Annotated in this window: 13 protein-coding genes, 1 tRNA gene and 1 pseudogene; 4 read left to right on the plus strand and 11 right to left on the minus strand. The window is 67.2% G+C overall.

Annotated elements, in window-relative coordinates:
* Window positions 1-316 (minus strand): annotated as a pseudogene (locus H5J33_RS00275) (MFS transporter); the annotation flags it as partial.
* Between the two features lie 117 nt (window positions 317-433).
* Between H5J33_RS00275 and H5J33_RS00280 the strand changes: the two are divergent.
* Together H5J33_RS00280 and H5J33_RS00285 are read left to right on the plus strand one after the other, a co-directional pair.
* On the plus strand, window positions 434-829 hold the full coding sequence (locus tag H5J33_RS00280) for a helix-turn-helix transcriptional regulator (RefSeq protein WP_220211791.1): 396 nt from the start codon (window positions 434-436) through the stop codon (window positions 827-829).
* A 99-nt stretch (window positions 830-928) separates the two neighbouring features.
* Window positions 929-2,182, plus strand: coding sequence for a nitrate/nitrite transporter (locus H5J33_RS00285; RefSeq protein ID WP_181792679.1), 1,254 nt, complete (start codon window positions 929-931; stop codon window positions 2,180-2,182).
* Window positions 2,183-2,212: 30 nt separating this feature from the next.
* On the opposite strand, the gene H5J33_RS00290 is transcribed toward H5J33_RS00285, so the two are convergent.
* The 9 genes from H5J33_RS00290 to H5J33_RS00330 all read right to left on the minus strand — a co-directional run bounded on the left by H5J33_RS00290 (window position 2,213) and on the right by H5J33_RS00330 (window position 12,510).
* Window positions 2,213-2,271 (minus strand) — tRNA-Ser (locus H5J33_RS00290).
* Window positions 2,272-3,334: 1,063 nt separating this feature from the next.
* The gene (gene add / locus H5J33_RS00295) at window positions 3,335-4,360 is read right to left on the minus strand and encodes an adenosine deaminase (RefSeq protein ID WP_309485280.1); all 1,026 of its coding nucleotides are present in this window, start codon (window positions 4,358-4,360) and stop codon (window positions 3,335-3,337) included.
* 86 nt (window positions 4,361-4,446) lie between these two features.
* Entirely contained in the window at window positions 4,447-5,733 is a 1,287-nt protein-coding gene (locus H5J33_RS00300; protein WP_309485281.1) for a nucleotide sugar dehydrogenase, read from the minus strand.
* A complete protein-coding gene (locus H5J33_RS00305) occupies window positions 5,730-6,194 on the minus strand; it encodes an NUDIX pyrophosphatase (protein WP_220211792.1) in 465 nt (154 codons plus the stop codon). Before H5J33_RS00305 ends, H5J33_RS00300 begins: the two co-directional genes overlap by 4 nt.
* A gap of 14 nt (window positions 6,195-6,208) precedes the next feature.
* Entirely contained in the window at window positions 6,209-7,474 is a 1,266-nt protein-coding gene (locus H5J33_RS00310) for a DegT/DnrJ/EryC1/StrS aminotransferase family protein (protein ID WP_181792681.1), read from the minus strand.
* A complete protein-coding gene (locus H5J33_RS00315) occupies window positions 7,471-8,433 on the minus strand; it encodes a phosphotransferase (RefSeq protein ID WP_181792682.1) in 963 nt (320 codons plus the stop codon). Before H5J33_RS00315 ends, H5J33_RS00310 begins: the two co-directional genes overlap by 4 nt.
* Complete coding sequence (locus H5J33_RS00320) at window positions 8,430-10,124, minus strand: carbamoyltransferase C-terminal domain-containing protein (RefSeq protein ID WP_181792683.1); 1,695 nt, start codon at window positions 10,122-10,124, stop codon at window positions 8,430-8,432. Before H5J33_RS00320 ends, H5J33_RS00315 begins: the two co-directional genes overlap by 4 nt.
* A 5-nt stretch (window positions 10,125-10,129) precedes the next feature.
* Entirely contained in the window at window positions 10,130-11,215 is a 1,086-nt protein-coding gene (locus tag H5J33_RS00325; RefSeq protein ID WP_181792684.1) for a hypothetical protein, read from the minus strand.
* A 5-nt stretch (window positions 11,216-11,220) separates the two neighbouring features.
* A complete protein-coding gene (locus H5J33_RS00330) occupies window positions 11,221-12,510 on the minus strand; it encodes a radical SAM protein (RefSeq protein ID WP_181792685.1) in 1,290 nt (429 codons plus the stop codon).
* A gap of 551 nt (window positions 12,511-13,061) precedes the next feature.
* Here H5J33_RS00330 and H5J33_RS00335 point away from each other — a divergent pair.
* Window positions 13,062-14,336 carry a transcriptional regulator gene (locus H5J33_RS00335; protein ID WP_181792686.1) on the plus strand — a complete coding sequence of 425 codons (1,275 nt, stop codon included), beginning with the start codon at window positions 13,062-13,064 and terminating at the stop codon, window positions 14,334-14,336.
* Here H5J33_RS00335 and H5J33_RS00340 read toward each other — a convergent pair.
* Entirely contained in the window at window positions 14,317-14,976 is a 660-nt protein-coding gene (locus H5J33_RS00340; protein WP_181792687.1) for an HAD family hydrolase, read from the minus strand. The two genes, H5J33_RS00335 and H5J33_RS00340, sit on opposite strands and share 20 nt — an antisense overlap.
* Window positions 14,977-15,212: 236 nt before the next feature.
* Between H5J33_RS00340 and H5J33_RS00345 the strand changes: the two genes are divergently transcribed.
* Window positions 15,213-16,271, plus strand: a complete 1,059-nt coding sequence (locus H5J33_RS00345) for a restriction endonuclease (RefSeq protein WP_181792688.1) — start codon at window positions 15,213-15,215, stop codon at window positions 16,269-16,271.
* The last annotated feature ends 3 nt before the right edge of the window (window positions 16,272-16,274 follow it).

Consider the following 16,274-nt stretch of genomic DNA (forward strand, 5'->3'; position numbering starts at 1 on the left):
TCGCGAAGACCAGGCAGGCGACGAGGGCGAGGCCGAGCGCGGGCAGCAGCACCGGCTTGCGCCCGATCCGGTCGGAGGCGACCCCGGAGACCAGCAGGGAGCCGAGCAGCCCCGCGATGTAACAGGCGAAGACCACGGTCAGCGTGCCCTTGCCGAACCCCATCCCACGCTGCCAGAGCACATACAGCGGGGTGGCCGCGTTGGACAGCACGAACACCGCCGTCACGGGCCAGGCGGCGAGCCAGACCCACCGGACGGGCACCTCACCCCCGCCCGCCGCTTCCCGGGCACGCACACCGGCGGTCGCCGTCGTCATGACACAGTCCTCCCCTGGACCTCGGTACGAGTCGAGTCGTACTTGTACGAGCGGAGTCGAACTTAGCATGCAGTACGATCGGAGTCGTACAGGAAGTCCGCGAGAGGGGAGCCGCAGTTGACCGGGCAGAGAATCGAAGCGACTCGGCCGGCCGGGGGCGTCGAGCAGCGGCCGGAGCCTCCCGGCCTCCCCGACCCGCTGCCCGAACCGGCCGCCGCCGACATCAGGCTGGAAACCGTGCTGGGCGCGCTCAGCGACCCGCTCAGACTGCGGATCGTCCGCAAACTCCTCCTGGAGTCCGAGGAGTTCGACCACACCTGCGGCTGGTTCGGCCTGGACCGCCCCAAGTCCTCGCTGACCCACCACTTCCGGGCCCTGCGCGAGGCGGGCGTCACCCGGCAGCGCCAGTACGGCCTGGAGCGCCGCAGCCAGGTCCGGGTGGCCGACCTGAACGCCCGCTTCCCCGGCCTGCTGGACCTGGTGGCCGCCTGGACCCCGCCGGACGGCGACTGAGGCGTCCCGGGATGCGGACCGTGCCCCGGTCCCCGACCATGGAAGTCGTCGCGAGGGGAGGGGCAGTCAGAGCCGGGCCGACCTCCTGGGAGTGTGACGATGACCGGTGACAGACCCTCCGCGGCGGCCTGGCGCAACCTGGTCATGGCCACCGTCGGCTTCACCCTCACCTTCTGGGCCTGGAACCTCGTCGCCCCGCTCGCCGCCGACTTCGACGAACGGCTGCACATGGGCGCCTCGGCCCAGTCCCTCCTGGTCGCGGTCCCGGTCCTGGTCGGCTCCCTCGGCCGGGTCCCGGCCGGCGCGCTCACCGACCGCTACGGCGCCCGCGTGATGTTCCCGCTGACCAGCGCCCTGACGATCATCCCGGTACTGCTCCTGATCCCGGCCCGGTCGTCGTACGCCGCCCTGCTCCTGGTGGGGTTCGTCCTCGGCCTCGGCGGCACGACGTTCGCGATCGGCGTGCCGCTGGTCAACTCCTGGTTCCCGCCCGCCCACCGGGGCGCGGCCCTCGGCGTCTTCGGCATGGGCATGGGCGGCGTGGCGCTGTCCGGCTTCCTCACCCCGCGCATGTACCACCGGGGCGAGCACCTGCCGTTCCTGGTCATGGCGGCCGCCCTGGCGGTGTACGCGGCCCTGGCCGCCTTCCTGATCAACGACCGCCCCGGCCGCCGGGTCCCCTCGACCCCGCTGGTCAGCCGCCTCACCCGGGCGGCCCGCCTCCGCGTCACCTGGGAACTGTCGGCGCTCTACGCGATCGGCTTCGGCGGCATCGTCGCGTTCGGCGTCTACCTCCCCACCTACCTGCGCACCTGGTACGGCCTCAGCCCCACCGACGCCGGCACCCGGGCGGCCGGCTTCGCCCTGGTCACGGTGGTCTTCCGCCCCTTCGGCGGCTGGCTCGCGGACCGCGTCCACCCGGCGGTCGTCACGGCCTGCGCACTGGGCCTGGTGGCGCTTCTGGCGATCATCCAGTCCTTCGACCCGGTCCTGGTCCCCACCGCCACGGTCTGCCTGCTGCTGATGGCGGCGGGCCTCGGCACGGCCAGCGGCTCGGTCTTCGCCCTGGTCTCCCGGGTCACCCCCCAGTCCCAGGTGGGCAGCGTCACCGGCATCGTCGGCGCGACAGGCGGCCTGGGCGGCTTCGTCCCACCCCTGGTCATGGGCGCCGTCTACAGCGCCAAGTCCTCGTACTCCATCGGCTACATGCTCCTGTCCGACCTCGCCCTGGCAGGCTGCGTCTACGCCTACGGCCGCATGCGCACAGCGGGCCCGACCCCGGAGCCGGCCCCGGCCCACGCCCCCGAAGCCGACAGCCCGACGAAAAAACCCCGTCACCAGCGAATTCGCTGATGGCGGGGTCTTCGGACACTTCTCGCGAAGTGCCCCCGGCAGGATTCGAACCTGCGCACACGGCTCCGGAGGCCGGGCAGTTCCCAGGCGTTTTCGCAGGTCAGCGCGATACCTGACATGGCGTCAGCGGCGCGATCCCGCGTATGTCCCGCGATTTGGAAATGTCCATTTATGGCCAGTTTGTATTAATTGTATGGGCTCGTGGCGCCTCGGGCCCAGGGGCGTGGCTGGGCGGAAATAATCTCGACCTCTTCCGATGTCGACCCTGGCCATGATGGGCAAAGAGGCGGTGCCGAATCTAAGCTCTGCAACACGCACGGCGGCGTGACCGGGGTCACGCCGCGTCGCGACGAGGCCAGGGCGGATGCGTAGGACCTCAGTGTTGCCGGTGACTCACCCGTTACGGCGCGCACGGCGTTCGTGAGCGGCGGCGCACTATCGACCTGCCCGCCACCGCTTCCACGGCGATGACCGCATCGGCCTTGAGGCCGTGGTCTTCGCCGCAGGCACTCAGGGCGCCTCGAAGGGGCTGCCGGCGCGTCGCCGGGCTATCGCCTGCCCGCGGGCAGGGCGTGGCCCTGGCGGCCAGCGAGGTGCTGCTCGGCCTCGGGGATGTTGTCGCCCGGGTCCAGCGCAATCGGTACTCGGCCTATCGGCGGCTGCGGCACTTCGCCTGCATGTGCCCGCCGTAGCCGACCAAGCTCCCCGCCTACCTCAAGACTCACCGCAGAAGCCCGACCTCATCACCGGTCTCACCCAGGATGTGACGGGGCTCGGTCACCATGGCGCGGGTGACCGGAGGTGCAGTTGTGTATGGAGCGAAACCTGGAGCGCGCCCAGGAACTCTTCCGCCCCAGCTGCGCCGCGCGTGGCGAGCCCGCGCATCGCAGGATGCGGGCGGGATGTGGAGTTGCTGGTCTGTGGCCGTGTGTTTGCCTTTCGGGGTGGCGGTCAGGCCATCGTGGCGGTGGATCAATAATTATCTACTGAATTGCGCGTTTGGCCAACCGCCGGCCTGCGGCTATATTACCGCCCCAGCTCCCAGGTATCATCGCCGCGGGAGCGGGCGGCCGGGATGGTGACGCAGGATCTGTCCAGCCATGCTGTGGTGGGGACGGCGCTCCATCTGGAGTCACTGGAGAATGCGCGGATTCAACGCGTACTGGAATCCTTATGGCCGCGGTGGGTAAGTGTCCTTGACGGATTTGGGTGGGTTCGTTTCGTCCATGCATCGATTTCGGTAAAAGTTTTTGCGATGAATTCGGTGGGTGCTCCGGACGATCTGAGTGACGTGGCAGCTATCGCGGCCAGTTGTTGGTCTGTCATCGAGAGATGGGTACGGGCGATCTGGTATTCCGCGAGCACGTTGGTCTTCAGCAGCAGCGGGTCATCGGAGCCGAGCGAACATTGCACCCCGCTCTCCAGGAGGTGCAGCAGGGGATGTTCTTGAATGTGCTTGACGACTCCTAGAACGCGGTTGGACGTCAGGCATACGTCCAAGGTGATCTGTTCGTTGGCAAGCCGTTCCATGAGCGCCGGGTGTTCGACGGCGCGGACTCCGTGGGCAATCCGGTCAGGAAACAATACGTCGAGTGTGCCGCGGATGCTGGCTTCCCCCATCAGTTCCCCCGCGTGCGGCGCGATGATTAAGCCCGCGTCCCGGGCGATTGCGAAGGCTTCACTGAACGCCTCCGGAGGAGTGGTGGCCTCGTCACCAGTGAGGCCGAAGGCCACGACGCCGCGGCCGGCGTAATCGGCAGCGAGTCTCGCGAGAACAGCGGCAGCCCGCGGATCGCGATTGCGGCTTGCGCTGAGCGTGAGTCCGAAACCGACGCCCAGGGGTCTGCCTGCCGCGGCTCCGGTGTCCACGACGAGGTCAAGCACGTCTTCGGCCGAGCCGAGCGCGGGGGCGTAGGTCGTCGGATTGAAATGCGGTTCGATCCAGACCGCTCCTGAGGCTGCCGCGTCCTCGATGACCTCTCGCACCAGGCGCCGCATGTCGCTTCGTGTTCGAATGAGCTTGACGACCTCTCGGTAGCAGCGCTGGAACTCGTCAAACGAGCGATAACAACCGACCTGCGGCGTCGGCTCCGCGTAGGCGGTGGCCAGATCCGCGAGGGTCCTGGGTCGCATGGCGCCCTCGAGGTGGAGATGAAGATCGGCTTTCGGCAGGTCCACGAGATCGCGGTCACTCGAGATGAGATCCCTCGGCGTTGAGGGTGAGTGGGGCATGGACATGTCCTCGGGATGAGATTAGGGCGGAATCACAGACGTTCGACGTTCGTGCCGCTCAGGCGCGCTCGGCAGTCCAAGACATACGATGCGTGGTCCTCGACGAGCCGGAGGTCGAATGCATCGTGGTCGGTGAGCAGGACGACTGCGTCGGATACCTCCACAGCGTCCGCTGTGAGCAGCGAATGGTGCGCTCGCACACCGAGGTCGATCGGATCAGTGACGTGAGGGTCACAAATCTTGATTTGCGCTCCAAGTTCGACCAGGAGCCTCGCGATGGTAGTCGCCGGCGAGTTCCGGACGTCGCCGGTGTTGGGCTTGTAGGACACGCCGAGGAGGAGGATGCGTGAGCCGTTGACTGGCAGGCCGTGCCGGTTGAGGGCCTCAGTCAGGCGCCGCACGACATGGGCAGGCATCGCGGCGTTGACCTCGTCGGCCACCTCGACCAGGCGCAGTGCCCCGCCGGTCTGCCTCCGGACTCGCCAGGACAAGTAGGTGGGGTCGACCGGAAGGCAGTGCCCGCCGACGCCGGGGCCCGGTGAGAAGCGCATGAACCCGAATGGCTTGGTGGAGGCGGCATCGAGCGCGGCCCAGATATCGGTGCCGAGTTGTTGGGCGTGGACAGCGAGTTCGTTGACCAGGGCGATGTTGACCTGGCGGAAGGTGTTCTCCAGGAGTTTCGCCAGTTCGGCGTCGCGCACCGAGGCGACCTCGACGACAGTGTCGACGAGGCTCTGGTAGAAGTCACTCACGGCTTTCAGAGACGCATCGTCTATCCCGGAGACGATCTTCGGCGTGTTCTGGAGGGTCCATATTCGGTTGCCGGGGTCGATCCGTTCGGGGCTGTAGCCGAGGTGGAAGTCCTCGCCCGCCCGGAGCCCGGAGGCGGCTTCCAGCACTGGCCCGAGGACGTCCTCAGTCGTTCCCGGGTATGTGGTGGATTCCAGGATGATGACGCAGCCCGGTTGAAGGTGCGGGGCGAGTGCCAGGCCGGCATGCTCGATCGCGGAAACATCTGGTGCGCCGTCGCGTAACGGGGTGGGTACCGCGATGACTGCGACCTCGAATCCGGCCAAGTCTTCTGGGCGCGTGGTTGGTAGGTAGAGCCCGTCCGTCAGAGCTGCCGCGATCTGTTCCGCAGGAACATCGGGGCTCAATGACTCCGCGGCCTGCAGTCGTTTCACGCGGTCTGCGTCGGTGTCGAATCCCACAACCCGGCAGCCGACTTGCGCTGCCCGGATGGCCAGCGGCAGGCCGACGTAGCCTTGGCCGACTATCACTGTGCGCAGCGGGGCGGAGGATGCGCCGGCCACGGTCACTCGACCGGTCGGGGCAGGTCGGCGGCCAGCAGACGTTCGTGAAGCTCCCCCAGAGCTGTGCGGTTACTGTCGAATCGCAGCAGCTCGCTGGCCGCCTTGAAGTCCAGCCACTGGACGGCGGTGTGCTCATCAGAGAGCTTGATCTCTACGCCGGTCAGGTCCGCAGCGAACGCGTACTCAGGCACAACATAGGTTCCCGCCGGCCAACTGTTGCGATCGGCGAAGAATCGTGCGGGGATGCTAGCGGTGGTCTGCAGGGGGTAGAGCGCGACTGTCCCGTCGAGGCCGAGCTCTTCACGTGCCTCGCGCGCGGCGGCCTGCTGCGGGCTCTCGCCTGACTCACCGCCGCCGGCGACTGCCTGCCAGGCATCCATATCCTGGCGGCGGAGTACGGCGAATTCAACCTGACCGCCGACCCGGCGGAACGGTACGACGAGGATCTGGAATGGTGCTCGGGACACGTGGCTCTCCTCGGCTAGGAATCGGATGGAACACAAGTCGTGGCGCGCTGACGCTCCGCTTCGCGGAGTTGGCCCATGTTGTCGTGGATCTTCTCCACTGCACGTACGACATCGGCGACTTCTGATGGGTCCTCGAGCAGCATCCCCGACCCGGCTGCTTGCCCGAACAGCACCAGCTTCTTGCAGGCAGCACGGGCCCGCGCACACGACACGGTCCGTGAGCGCGCGTGGTCCTGGGATGCGGCGTCGGCGTAGACCGGCTCGTCAGGACAGGCGATGAGGTCGCGGAGAACGACAGGAATGCCTTCCGCTCTCAGCGCGGCACGGAAGGAGCTGATCGAGATGTTGCCGAATGCTTCGGGATCGAGGGTGAACGCGAGGGAGAACCGGCCGTGTCTGGTTACCCGTGGGTTGGGATCGGCGGGTACGGGCCGCAATCCTGGCACGCTGGACAGGGCGCTGGTCAGGAAGGCCGCGCCCTTCGTTTTCGCTGTGAGCTGGCGGTCCAGGCGTTCGAGCTGGACGCGCAGTATGGCGGACTGGAACTCGCTGAGTCGCAGATTCCAGCCGAGTTCGGAGTGGTGACCGGTGACGCCGAGGGAGCGGCCGTGATCCCGTAGCGATGCGATCCGTGCTGCCAGCTCACCATCATGTGTGACGACCGCTCCGCCCTCTCCAGCAGAGATGTTCTTCGTACTGGCGAAGCTGAACACGCCGACCCTGCCCAGCGATCCGGTGTGAGCGCCGCTCCAGGTGGCGCCGAGAGACTGGGCGCAGTCCTCAACGATCGGGAGGCCGTGATCGGCGCCGATGAGCCCGAGGCGGTCCATGTCGGCCGGGTGCCCGCCCAGGTGAACGGCGATGATCGCCCTCGTCTTTTCGCTGATCGCGACTTTCACGGACGAGGGGTCGATCGTGTGGGTGTCAGGGTCGATGTCCGCGAACACTGGCACTCCGCCGAGCATGGATACTGCGGTGGCCGTCGCCACATAGGTCATGGCGGGGACGACGACCTCGTCACCGGCCTGGATCCCCAGGGCTCTCAGCGCGATCATCAGCCCAGCGGTGCCGTTCGCGACCACTGCCACGTGCGGTACGTCGAGGTACTCGCCGAGCGCCCTCTCGAACGCCTCACCCTGTGATCCGCTGTGGATCCCGCCCCAGCGGCGGCTGGCGAGGACACCGGCAAGCGCGCCAAGCTCCGTCTGGTCGGACTGCGGCCAGGGCTGGAAGGGACGGGTACGTATGGGCGGCCCACCGTAGAGGGCGAGGGCGGTCACGGCTGAGCCTCCTCTGCGACCCCGCGCAGGAGGTCGCGGTGTTCGGTGATCCAGGTCAGCTGCTGGTGGCGGGCCCGCGCGAATGCCGGCATGCCGCGGATCTCGCCCTGGGGCGTGGTGAAGGTGCGCGTCTCCGCCGCCTGAACCGTGATGTACAGGTCGATCATGATCGCGCGGTCCGTTGCGGGGATCGGGGCGATGGTGTGGTACGCGTTCAGATACTCCCGGAACGTCGAGCCCAACAGATGCGAGGACATCTGTGGGCTGATGCAGGCCACGAAGGCCCGGACGATCTCATAGGGCCGCGGGAAGCGGGAGACCTGATCGAAGTCGATGAACAGGCGACGGTCAGGGCTGCGTGTGATGAGCAGGTTGTCGGGACGTGCGTCGCCGTGCACCCAGCTTCGGGGCACGGCAGCAAGCGACTGTGCGTCGAGCCCGAACTCCGTGAGGATCTTCATCCGCCAGTCGATCGCTTGCCGGCTGGCCGCATCGTCCGTCTGCCGCCGGATCCGCTCCAGGTCTGCCGCAGGAGGATCGGGCAGTTGAAGGAAGTCCTCACAGCGGCCTTGCGGGCTGAAGCTTTCGAAGTGGTTGTGCAAGGCGGCGAGCGCGGAGGCAAAGACAGTCGGCCCAGCCTGCTCCGCGTGATCAACGTACTCGGTCACCGTATACATGGCGTCATCGACCTGGGCGGTCCACTGACCGTCGTAGGTGAGTCGCAGGGGCGGCGCGAGGCCGGCCCGGGCCGCGTGCTGATGTGCCTGAGCCACGAGCTGAACCCGTGCCTTCTCGAACCGCCGGTTGCACCGTTTGACGACGACCAGCCCCTGGGCCGTGGGAACCACGGCGGACTGCCCGACGTGCCCACCGGGAAGCCGCCGGGCAGGTCCGCCCGCCTGTAATCCGTACTGGTGCAGGCACGCGGACAGCTCCGTCGCGCCCATGATCGTCGTCACTTGGTCAGCACCCGATTCCCCATGACAAGCACGTCCAGCCCCGAAGAATAGAAGGTGCGGATCGCGTCCTCGGGGCTGCACACGATCGGTTCCTCTGCCAGGTTGAACGAGGTGTTCAGGACCGCGCCGACGCCGGTCCGGGCACGAAATTTCGTGATCAGCCGGTGGAAGAGCGGATTGGTGTCCACGGTCACGGTCTGCGGTCTGGCGGTGCCGTCGACGTGGACCGCGGCCGAGATGAGGTCTTGCGCCTCGTCCCGCACCGGCAGCGTGCGCTCCATGAAGTACACCGCCGGTTCCGGGCCGAAGTAGCTGGCGAAGTCCTCGGCGAGTACGGCCGGGGCGAAGGGGCGCCACGGCTCCCGGAACTTCACCGCGTTGTTCACCTGGTCACGCATGCGCACGCTGCGAGGATCGGCGAGGATGGAGCGGTTCCCCAGCGCCCGCTGCCCGAGTTCCATGGCTCCCTGGAACCACCCGATGATCTTCCCTTCGGCCAGCGCGTGTGCGGCGGCATCCGCCGGATCGTCCACTGCGGGCGCGTGCAGCTTGCACAGGGACAGCGCCTCGTCGATCGCGCTCTGCTCGAAGGAGGGGCCGTAGTAGTTGTGCATCATGGCCGGACCGCGCTCGCCTGCAAGCAGGACGCAGTGCTCGTACAGGGCCGCGCCGATGGAGGTGCCGCTGTCGTCGGGGCAACTGGAGATGAAGACCTCGTCGAACGGCGTCGAGGACATGATCTTCCCATTGAAGACCGAGTTCATGAACGTCCCTCCGCCCACGGCAACCCGCCGCTGCCCCGTCTTTTGGTGCAGGTCGGCGAGAAGGTACTGGAGGGCGTCCTCCAGCACATGCTGGACGGCCGCGGCAATGTCATGGTGCCGGGCGGTGATGGGTTCATCCGGCCGGCGCGGCGGCCCGAAGCGGTGGATGAACGCCTCGCTCACCGCACCGCGAGAGGGGCGAAGGTAATAGCCGAAGTAGTTGAGGTCGAGGCGGACCGTGCCGTCGTTGAAGTCGATGAGATCCCGGAGCAGCTTGTAGGCGCTGCTGCCGGGGTCTCCGTAAGCGGCCAGCCCCATGACCTTCCACTCGTCCCGGTCGATCCGAAAACCCAGATATTGCGTGACCGCGCCGTACAGCAGCCCTACCGAGTGGGGATAGGGAATGGTGTCCATCGTGGTGAGGGAGTTGCGGTTCCCGACGGCGCGCAGCGCGGTGCAGTCCTCGCCTCGGCCATCGACGGTCAGGACTGCGGCCGACTCAAAGGGGGAGAGGAAGAAGGCGTTCGCCGCGTGCGCGTCATGGTGGTAGACGTAGTCGATGGTCAGCGGCTCACCGGCGGTCTGCAGGATCTGCGTGGCACACCCTTGATACGGCGCGTCGAGGAGAGCGGCGAGGTTGTTCGGGATCGAGTAGAGCCCTTCGGGATGCCAGCGGGCGCGTCCGGCGTAGCGGCCGTCGGGCACGCTCAAGTCGATCGCCGGGTTCGTGCTCACCGCGATCCGGTCCACGCCGTGTAGACCGTCGCGAACAGTGGACAGGCAGTACTCGATCGCGCGGGCGGGGAAGTCGCGCGCGTGCTTGCGCCGGGTGAAGCGTTCTTCCGCTGCTGCCGCGGCGACGTGTCCGTCCTCGATCAGCGCGGCCGAGGAGATGTGCAGATCGCTGGCGATTCCGAGAATGCGCATAGTCCTCACTCCTCCACCGACACACGGCACGCTAGGTCTTCGATCACCCGGCTCGTCAGCAGGCCCGCAGCTGGCGGCTGGATCAGCCGATACGCGGGAACCTGCGGAATGCGTAACCCGGCCCCGCTCGCCGGGCCGGCCAAGGAAGCCTGTTGAGGGAACACGTCGGCTGGACGGCGGAGCAGGTTGTGCGTCCACAGCGTCCGGCGCTCGTCCTCGTCGAGCTTCTCCAGACGCGGTGTGACCGCGTCTGGATCAACGTACGGTTCGATGGCCAGGCCGAGGCGGCATCGAGGCGTCACCGTGCTGTCTGCCGCGGCGGCCAACTCCTGCGGGCGTATCCCCAGACGCGTCTGCAGGTCATCGCGGTGGCCTTCGACGCCGCCGAATCGCTGCGACCACCGGCGTGTAAGAAAGGTCCGCAGTGGACCGTCGCGCAGAGCCAGCACGCTGCCCGCACGGATCCCGATCTGAATGGGGAAGCCGAGAGCGTCTTCGGCGCCCGAGCCGGCGTCCTGGACGAGGGCGAACTTGTCGTTACCCACGAGTACCGCCCCGAGGCTGTCCAGGCAGTGCAGCAGCAGCGTCGTCTTGCCTGCATTCCGCCTCCCCACCAAAGCCACGCCCAGCCCGCGCAGGGTGAAACACGCCGCGTGGAAGAACGGGAAGCCGTCCCCAAGGAGTGCGCGGAGTACGAGAGCGCGCAGTATCCGAACCGCCACCTGCATGGGCTCGTCTCTGATGGCTGTCGCCAGGAGCAGGTGGACTGTCGAGTGCGTGTCATCCACGAAGCACACCGCGTCCGGCGAGCTGGGCAGAGTCGCTCGGCGCAAGGGCGGCGTGGGACGGGCGTCCTTGACTGAGCCGATCAGTTCTGGGTCCACGTCATGAATGACAAGCCGCACTCTGGCCGGGAAGTCCCCTTGTGCGAAGAAGCCCTCGGTGTACGACGCGACATAGTCGACGACCGGTGACGGCGCGATGATCTCAACCGACGCCAACGCGAGGCCGAAACGGTCGCGGCGAAGGGAAGGAGAGGGGCGGCGGCGTGCCCAGGTGCCCAGATCGTTGACCGACAGGCTGTCCTGCACGGAGGTCACCTCTCGACCAGGTAGGCACCGCCGTTGACCAAGTCAGCCACCTGCCCCTCCAGGTGATCGATGCCGCTGACCGCAGCGACCTGCTTGGCTGCTGCCAGGAGCCGGTTCGACCGGTTCTTGAACGGGTCGCAGACCTTGGGGCAGATCACCGGGAGCTGGCCGCGCAGCCGTCGGCGCTGCTCACCTTCCCAGACCGCCGCGAAGGACCCCTCCAACGCGCTGCCGTAGCTGAAGCCGCCAGGCCGGGGGTGATAGTTGCACGGGTACAGACATCCGTCCGAGCCCACCGCGGCCATCAGATCGGTGATCGAGCACGTGGAACACGTCCGCGCCATCTCAGCGGTCTGGCCGATCTTGTGGATCTCCAGCAACCGGAAGCTATCGGCCGTGAGGTCACTGCGGATCTGCTCGATCAACACGGACGCATGGCGCGCCTGGTCGGGGGCCAGCGGACGTTCGCCGGAGTTGTCCTGCTTCAAGCGCAAGCTGTCAGCGCCGGCTTGACGGATCAGGCGGGCAGCCGTGTACACCTCGTGGTAGTTCTCGGGATACATGACGAAGGAAGTGTTGATCTCCACGTCCGATCCGGTTTCGGCCCGGCGCTGCACGAGCCGCGTCAGGTTGGCCATCGCGCGCTCGAACATGGCCTTGCCGGCCTTACGGCCGCCGTACTTCAGGTCGGCGTAGGTCTCCGGGGTGCCCGCGTCGATGCTGATATGCACGTATCCCGCTGGGAGCAGAGCTTCTATGCAGGCGTCATCCATCAGCACGGCGTTGGTGAAGATGCCGTAGCGGATCCCGCGCTCGGCCAGCAGGGCGAACGCCGGGATCAGTGCCTTGCGGGCGACAAGCGGTTCGCCGATCAGTCCGGAGAATGACACCGCCTCCACTGTGAAGACGCCGGAGCGGTCTTCGCCGCCCTGCCGGTAGGGTGCCTCCACCTCGTAGTCGGCGATGTCGCCAATCAGCTTGAGCATGTTCTCCGGGCTCGTCAGATGGTCCGGGAGCCGGTCCGACGCATCCTTGGCCGCGTCGAGCATCACCAACTGCTCCCGCTGCTCGTCCCACAGCTCGAGGGGGACGTGGTCTCCGATGCACCAGGCGCAGCGCAGGTTGCATCCGCTCGACGGATGAATCAAGACCTCGTACGGGGGGACGACCGCGCCCTGGGACACGGCGGCGAACCGCGCCCAGTGCCGCCTGAGCACGTCGAGTTCATTGAAGCGGCCCGGCAGGTCGCTGCGGACGTAGGGGGCGAGCGGATTGGTCTCCACCACATTGGTCATGCGAGAACTCCCAGGCGTTGCGGTAGTTGCCACGAATCCGTGGCAAGGTTGGCAATTCCATGACAATTCAACGGTTCGCTGTGCCGATTGCGGTCAGAGGGGGCGCGGGTGGTGAGGTGCGAGACGGACGGCTGTGAGTGATCGTATGATCCCTCTGCGTATCCGCGCGTGTTTTTCGTCCGGTGTGAAGTAGGTCACCGTGCTCCTTATGTCGCCTGCTGGTGGCGGGCGTTGCGCCTGACGCTGTGGGGCATGCCCTTGGCTCCTTCTGGTCGCGGAACAGCGGAGAACGGACGGAGGGGCACCGGGCACAGCGGTGCCGACCGTCGGCCGCCAGTCCATCCCGCCTGCCGAGCGCAGACGGCTCGGTAGGACGGTGCTTGGTGCTGACGAGGTGACATCATGCTGACCTTGAAGGTCCTCTTCGAGGGCTTTGACAGGTCATCAAGAGGACTCGAAAAGGGCTTCGTTGTTCCTTCGTGGATGATTTCGCGTCGCCGTTAGGACGTCGCGTGGCAGGCTCTGACCAGAGCGCCCTCTGGAGGAGACCCATGTCCCGCCCCCCAGGTAACACCAGGCTCAAGGCCGCACGTCTGGCCGCCGGGTACAACTCCCAGCAAGCCTTGGCCGACGCCATCACCGAGACCGCACCAAAGCTCGGCATCAGAGGGCTGGCGGTTGGCGTGCGGCAGATCAGACGATGGGAGTCCGCCAGGCCGCCCTGGCCGCAGCCAGATGTGCACCGAGTGCTGACGCATCTGTTAGGGCAGAGCATGGAGGACCTCGGGTTCACCCCTCCATGGGCAAGCCCGCGCCCCCAGCCCGGCACACCCGTCGATAACACCCCGCGCACGCCCCTGTACGGCACACGATTGGCGACGGTCCCCGCCCAGAGCGCAGCCGCGACCCAACCCCCGTCAGTCGGACGGGACTTCGCGGCCGTCACGCGATCGCACCGGCATCTGTACTGGTCCGTCGCCCCCGCTGTGCTGCACCCAGCTGTCCTGGAGCATGCCCGTCTCGGCTGCACTCTTCTCCCGGAGACGGGCAGCCCAGCCCGCCAGGTCCTTGCGGGCGCACTGGCCGAGTCCTACCTTTTGGCCGGCCGCATTGAGTTCTTCGACCTGCGCCAGCCGGACCAGGCTTCGGAGACGCTCCTGCGGGCTCTGCAAGCAGCAGGCGAAGCAGATGATCCGCTGCTGGGAGCAGCCGCCCTCGCGCATATGGCGTTCATCCCTGGGTGGGCGAGCGATCGGGAGACGGCAGTTGAGCGCATGCTGGCGGCCCGTACGTATGCCCGTCGCGGGCGCGCGTCAGCGGAGTTCTGGGCGTGGCTCGATGCCGTCGAGGCGGAGTGCGAGACCCGCTGTGGGGATCCTCACGCCGCGCTGCGATTGATTCACCGCGCCGAGGACACGCTCGCCGTAGGCGCCGAACATGCCACCCCCGAGTGGCTGGACTGGTTCAGTCTCGTCCGCTTGTCCGCGTTCAAAGGGAACACGCAGCTGAAGGCCGGCCACCTGCCGCAAGCGCGCCAGACGCTCCGCGAGGTACTCGACGGCCTGCCGCCTGAGTCGAACAAGCAGCGCACCGTCGTCCTCGGTGACCTGGCCGCGGTCGAAGCCGCCGACGGAAGACCGAAGGAGGCGTGCCGCTACGCCATCCAAGCCCTCGACCAGCTGGCCATCACCTGGTATGCCACCGGAATGGACCGCGTCCGCGAGGTCCGCCGCACTCTCGCCCCCTGGCAGAACGAGCAGTGCGTACGGAACCTCGACGATCGTCTTTACGACTGGGGCACGACGGTCAGTGCTCTGCAGCGTTGAACTTGGCGATTTTCTCTGGCAGTTCCGTGAGCGAGTCGATGCGCATCGTTGTGATCGCGTCCGCGTCGGGGTCATGTTGCTGGATCGTGCCCCAGGGGCCACGCCGGATCAGCGCGGTCAAAAGGCCCGCCTGTACGGCTGGGCGGATGTCGTTGTCGAGCCGGTCACCCACGTACAGAATCTCGCCCGGCTCGGCAGGCGTCGCGTCAATGACACACTCGAAGAACTTCACGTCCGGCTTCGAGAACCCCCAGTCGTCACTGGTGGCGATCATGTCGGAGGGGAGGTCCAGTCCCCGCAGCAGCCCGCCGGCCCGCACCGTCTGGTTCCCGGCGATGCCCACCCACAGCCCGGCCTCGCGCAGGGCAGCCAGCGTGGGCCGGACGTCCGGGTAAAGGTCCCCTTCACCGAACCACTCTGGCTGTCCCGCCGCGGCGCGCTTCTCGCGCTCCTCGGTCAGGTCGAACCCAGGCCGGAACTCCTGGAACGTCTCCCGATAGTCCCGCCCCTGCGCGATGACCGCACCGAACATGGCCGCGAAGGTGTGCCGTGGCACGCCCAGCCAGTCAGCCCATGTCCCGTACTCCCGGGTTTCGTCAACAAGACACTCGCCCACGTCGAATACCACCGCACGAATCATGTTCCGCAGGTTAACCCGTGCGGCGGGGCGAGAAGACGGCCCTTTTGGACTGACCACGCAAGGGAGCACCCGAGCCGTCCCGGCCGCCGAGCACACACCTCCGCGAGCGAGCCCGCCCGCCGGGCCAGCAAGGTGCTGTAGGGCCCGCAGCAGCCGGTCACTACAGTGGGTGCGGTCCAGCGGCGGACGGCAGATGGTGACCGGCTATTCACGGTCGATTGCGGGAGGGGCAAAGAGTGGTCAAGGGTTCCGCGCTGCGCGGCTACCTGCTGGAAGAAGCACTGGCCTGGCTCCTGCGCTCCTCCGGTTACCGCCTGCTGGTACACGCCAGCCAGGATCCCGAGGAGCTGGTGACCGACGGGAACACGCTGCGCGTGCGAGGCAGGGGCGCGCTGCACCAGGTGGACGCGCTGGGCGAGTTCGCATTCACCCCGGCGTTCTCGATGCCCGTGCGGCTGTTCCTGGAAGCCAAGTTCTACCAGGACCGCTGCGGGCTGGAGATCGTACGCAATGCCCATGGCGTACTGCACGACGTGAACGAGAACTTCGTAATGCACGCCGGCAGGAGGCCGCGACGGCGCTATCAGTACGCCTATGCCCTCTTCTCGACGAGTGGCTTCACGGCGGACGCGCAGAAATACGCTCTCGCACACCAGATATCACTGGTGGATATGTCGGGTGCCTCGTTCGCCTGGCTGCTCGGGGCAATCGGCACTACCGCGTGGACGCTGGAGCAGGCGCAGAAGCATCTCGGGGCGTCGGGCACGTTTCCGGTGACCTGGGTGCGTACGGAGCTGCGTAAGGCACTGGGGACCTGGACGGCGTCTCCGGCGTTGCTGCCGGCAGCGGCTCCTGGCGAGGGCAAGTTCCGGGAGGTGGCTGCGGCGGCGATCGAGGATTTCGTCGCCGCGCTGCGGCAGAACAGTGAGGCCGAGCTGCTGCTGGGCTTTCCCTCGGCGCCGTTCATCCTGCCGCTGGCCGTCAGTGATCACCTGGCGTTCACAGCGTACGCGGATGCCCGGCCCGATCACGCGGTGCGTATCCGGCGCCGGGGCAGCGGGGGTTCGGCGGAGTGGACGCTGTCGCCGTTGGGTGAGGAAGGTGCCTACGAGCTGGCCTTCAAGCTGCCGGAGCATGTGGAGGAGTGGATCAGCGATATTGACGGGAAGGAGCGGCGGCGCACGCTGGAGGTGAAGGAGCAGTTCCTGTCCGTGATCACGATCTATCGGATGAACGGCGGCGGGGTGCGGGCCTACCAGTTGCGCTATGAGGCGAGTTCCCTCTCACACGCCTGATCC

It is taken from the genome of Streptomyces sp. WELS2, assembly GCF_013870595.1.
GTDB lineage: Bacteria > Actinomycetota > Actinomycetes > Streptomycetales > Streptomycetaceae > Streptomyces.

Coding starts and splice junctions, on each gene's coding strand:
- H5J33_RS00340 (WP_181792687.1), bottom strand. CDS start 14,976: ATGATTCGTGCGGTGGTATTCGACGTGGGCGAGTGTCTTGTTGACGAA.
- H5J33_RS00320 (WP_181792683.1), bottom strand. CDS start 10,124: ATGCGCATTCTCGGAATCGCCAGCGATCTGCACATCTCCTCGGCCGCG.
- H5J33_RS00335 (WP_181792686.1), top strand. CDS start 13,062: ATGTCCCGCCCCCCAGGTAACACCAGGCTCAAGGCCGCACGTCTGGCC.
- H5J33_RS00285 (WP_181792679.1), top strand. CDS start 929: ATGACCGGTGACAGACCCTCCGCGGCGGCCTGGCGCAACCTGGTCATG.
- H5J33_RS00330 (WP_181792685.1), bottom strand. CDS start 12,510: ATGACCAATGTGGTGGAGACCAATCCGCTCGCCCCCTACGTCCGCAGC.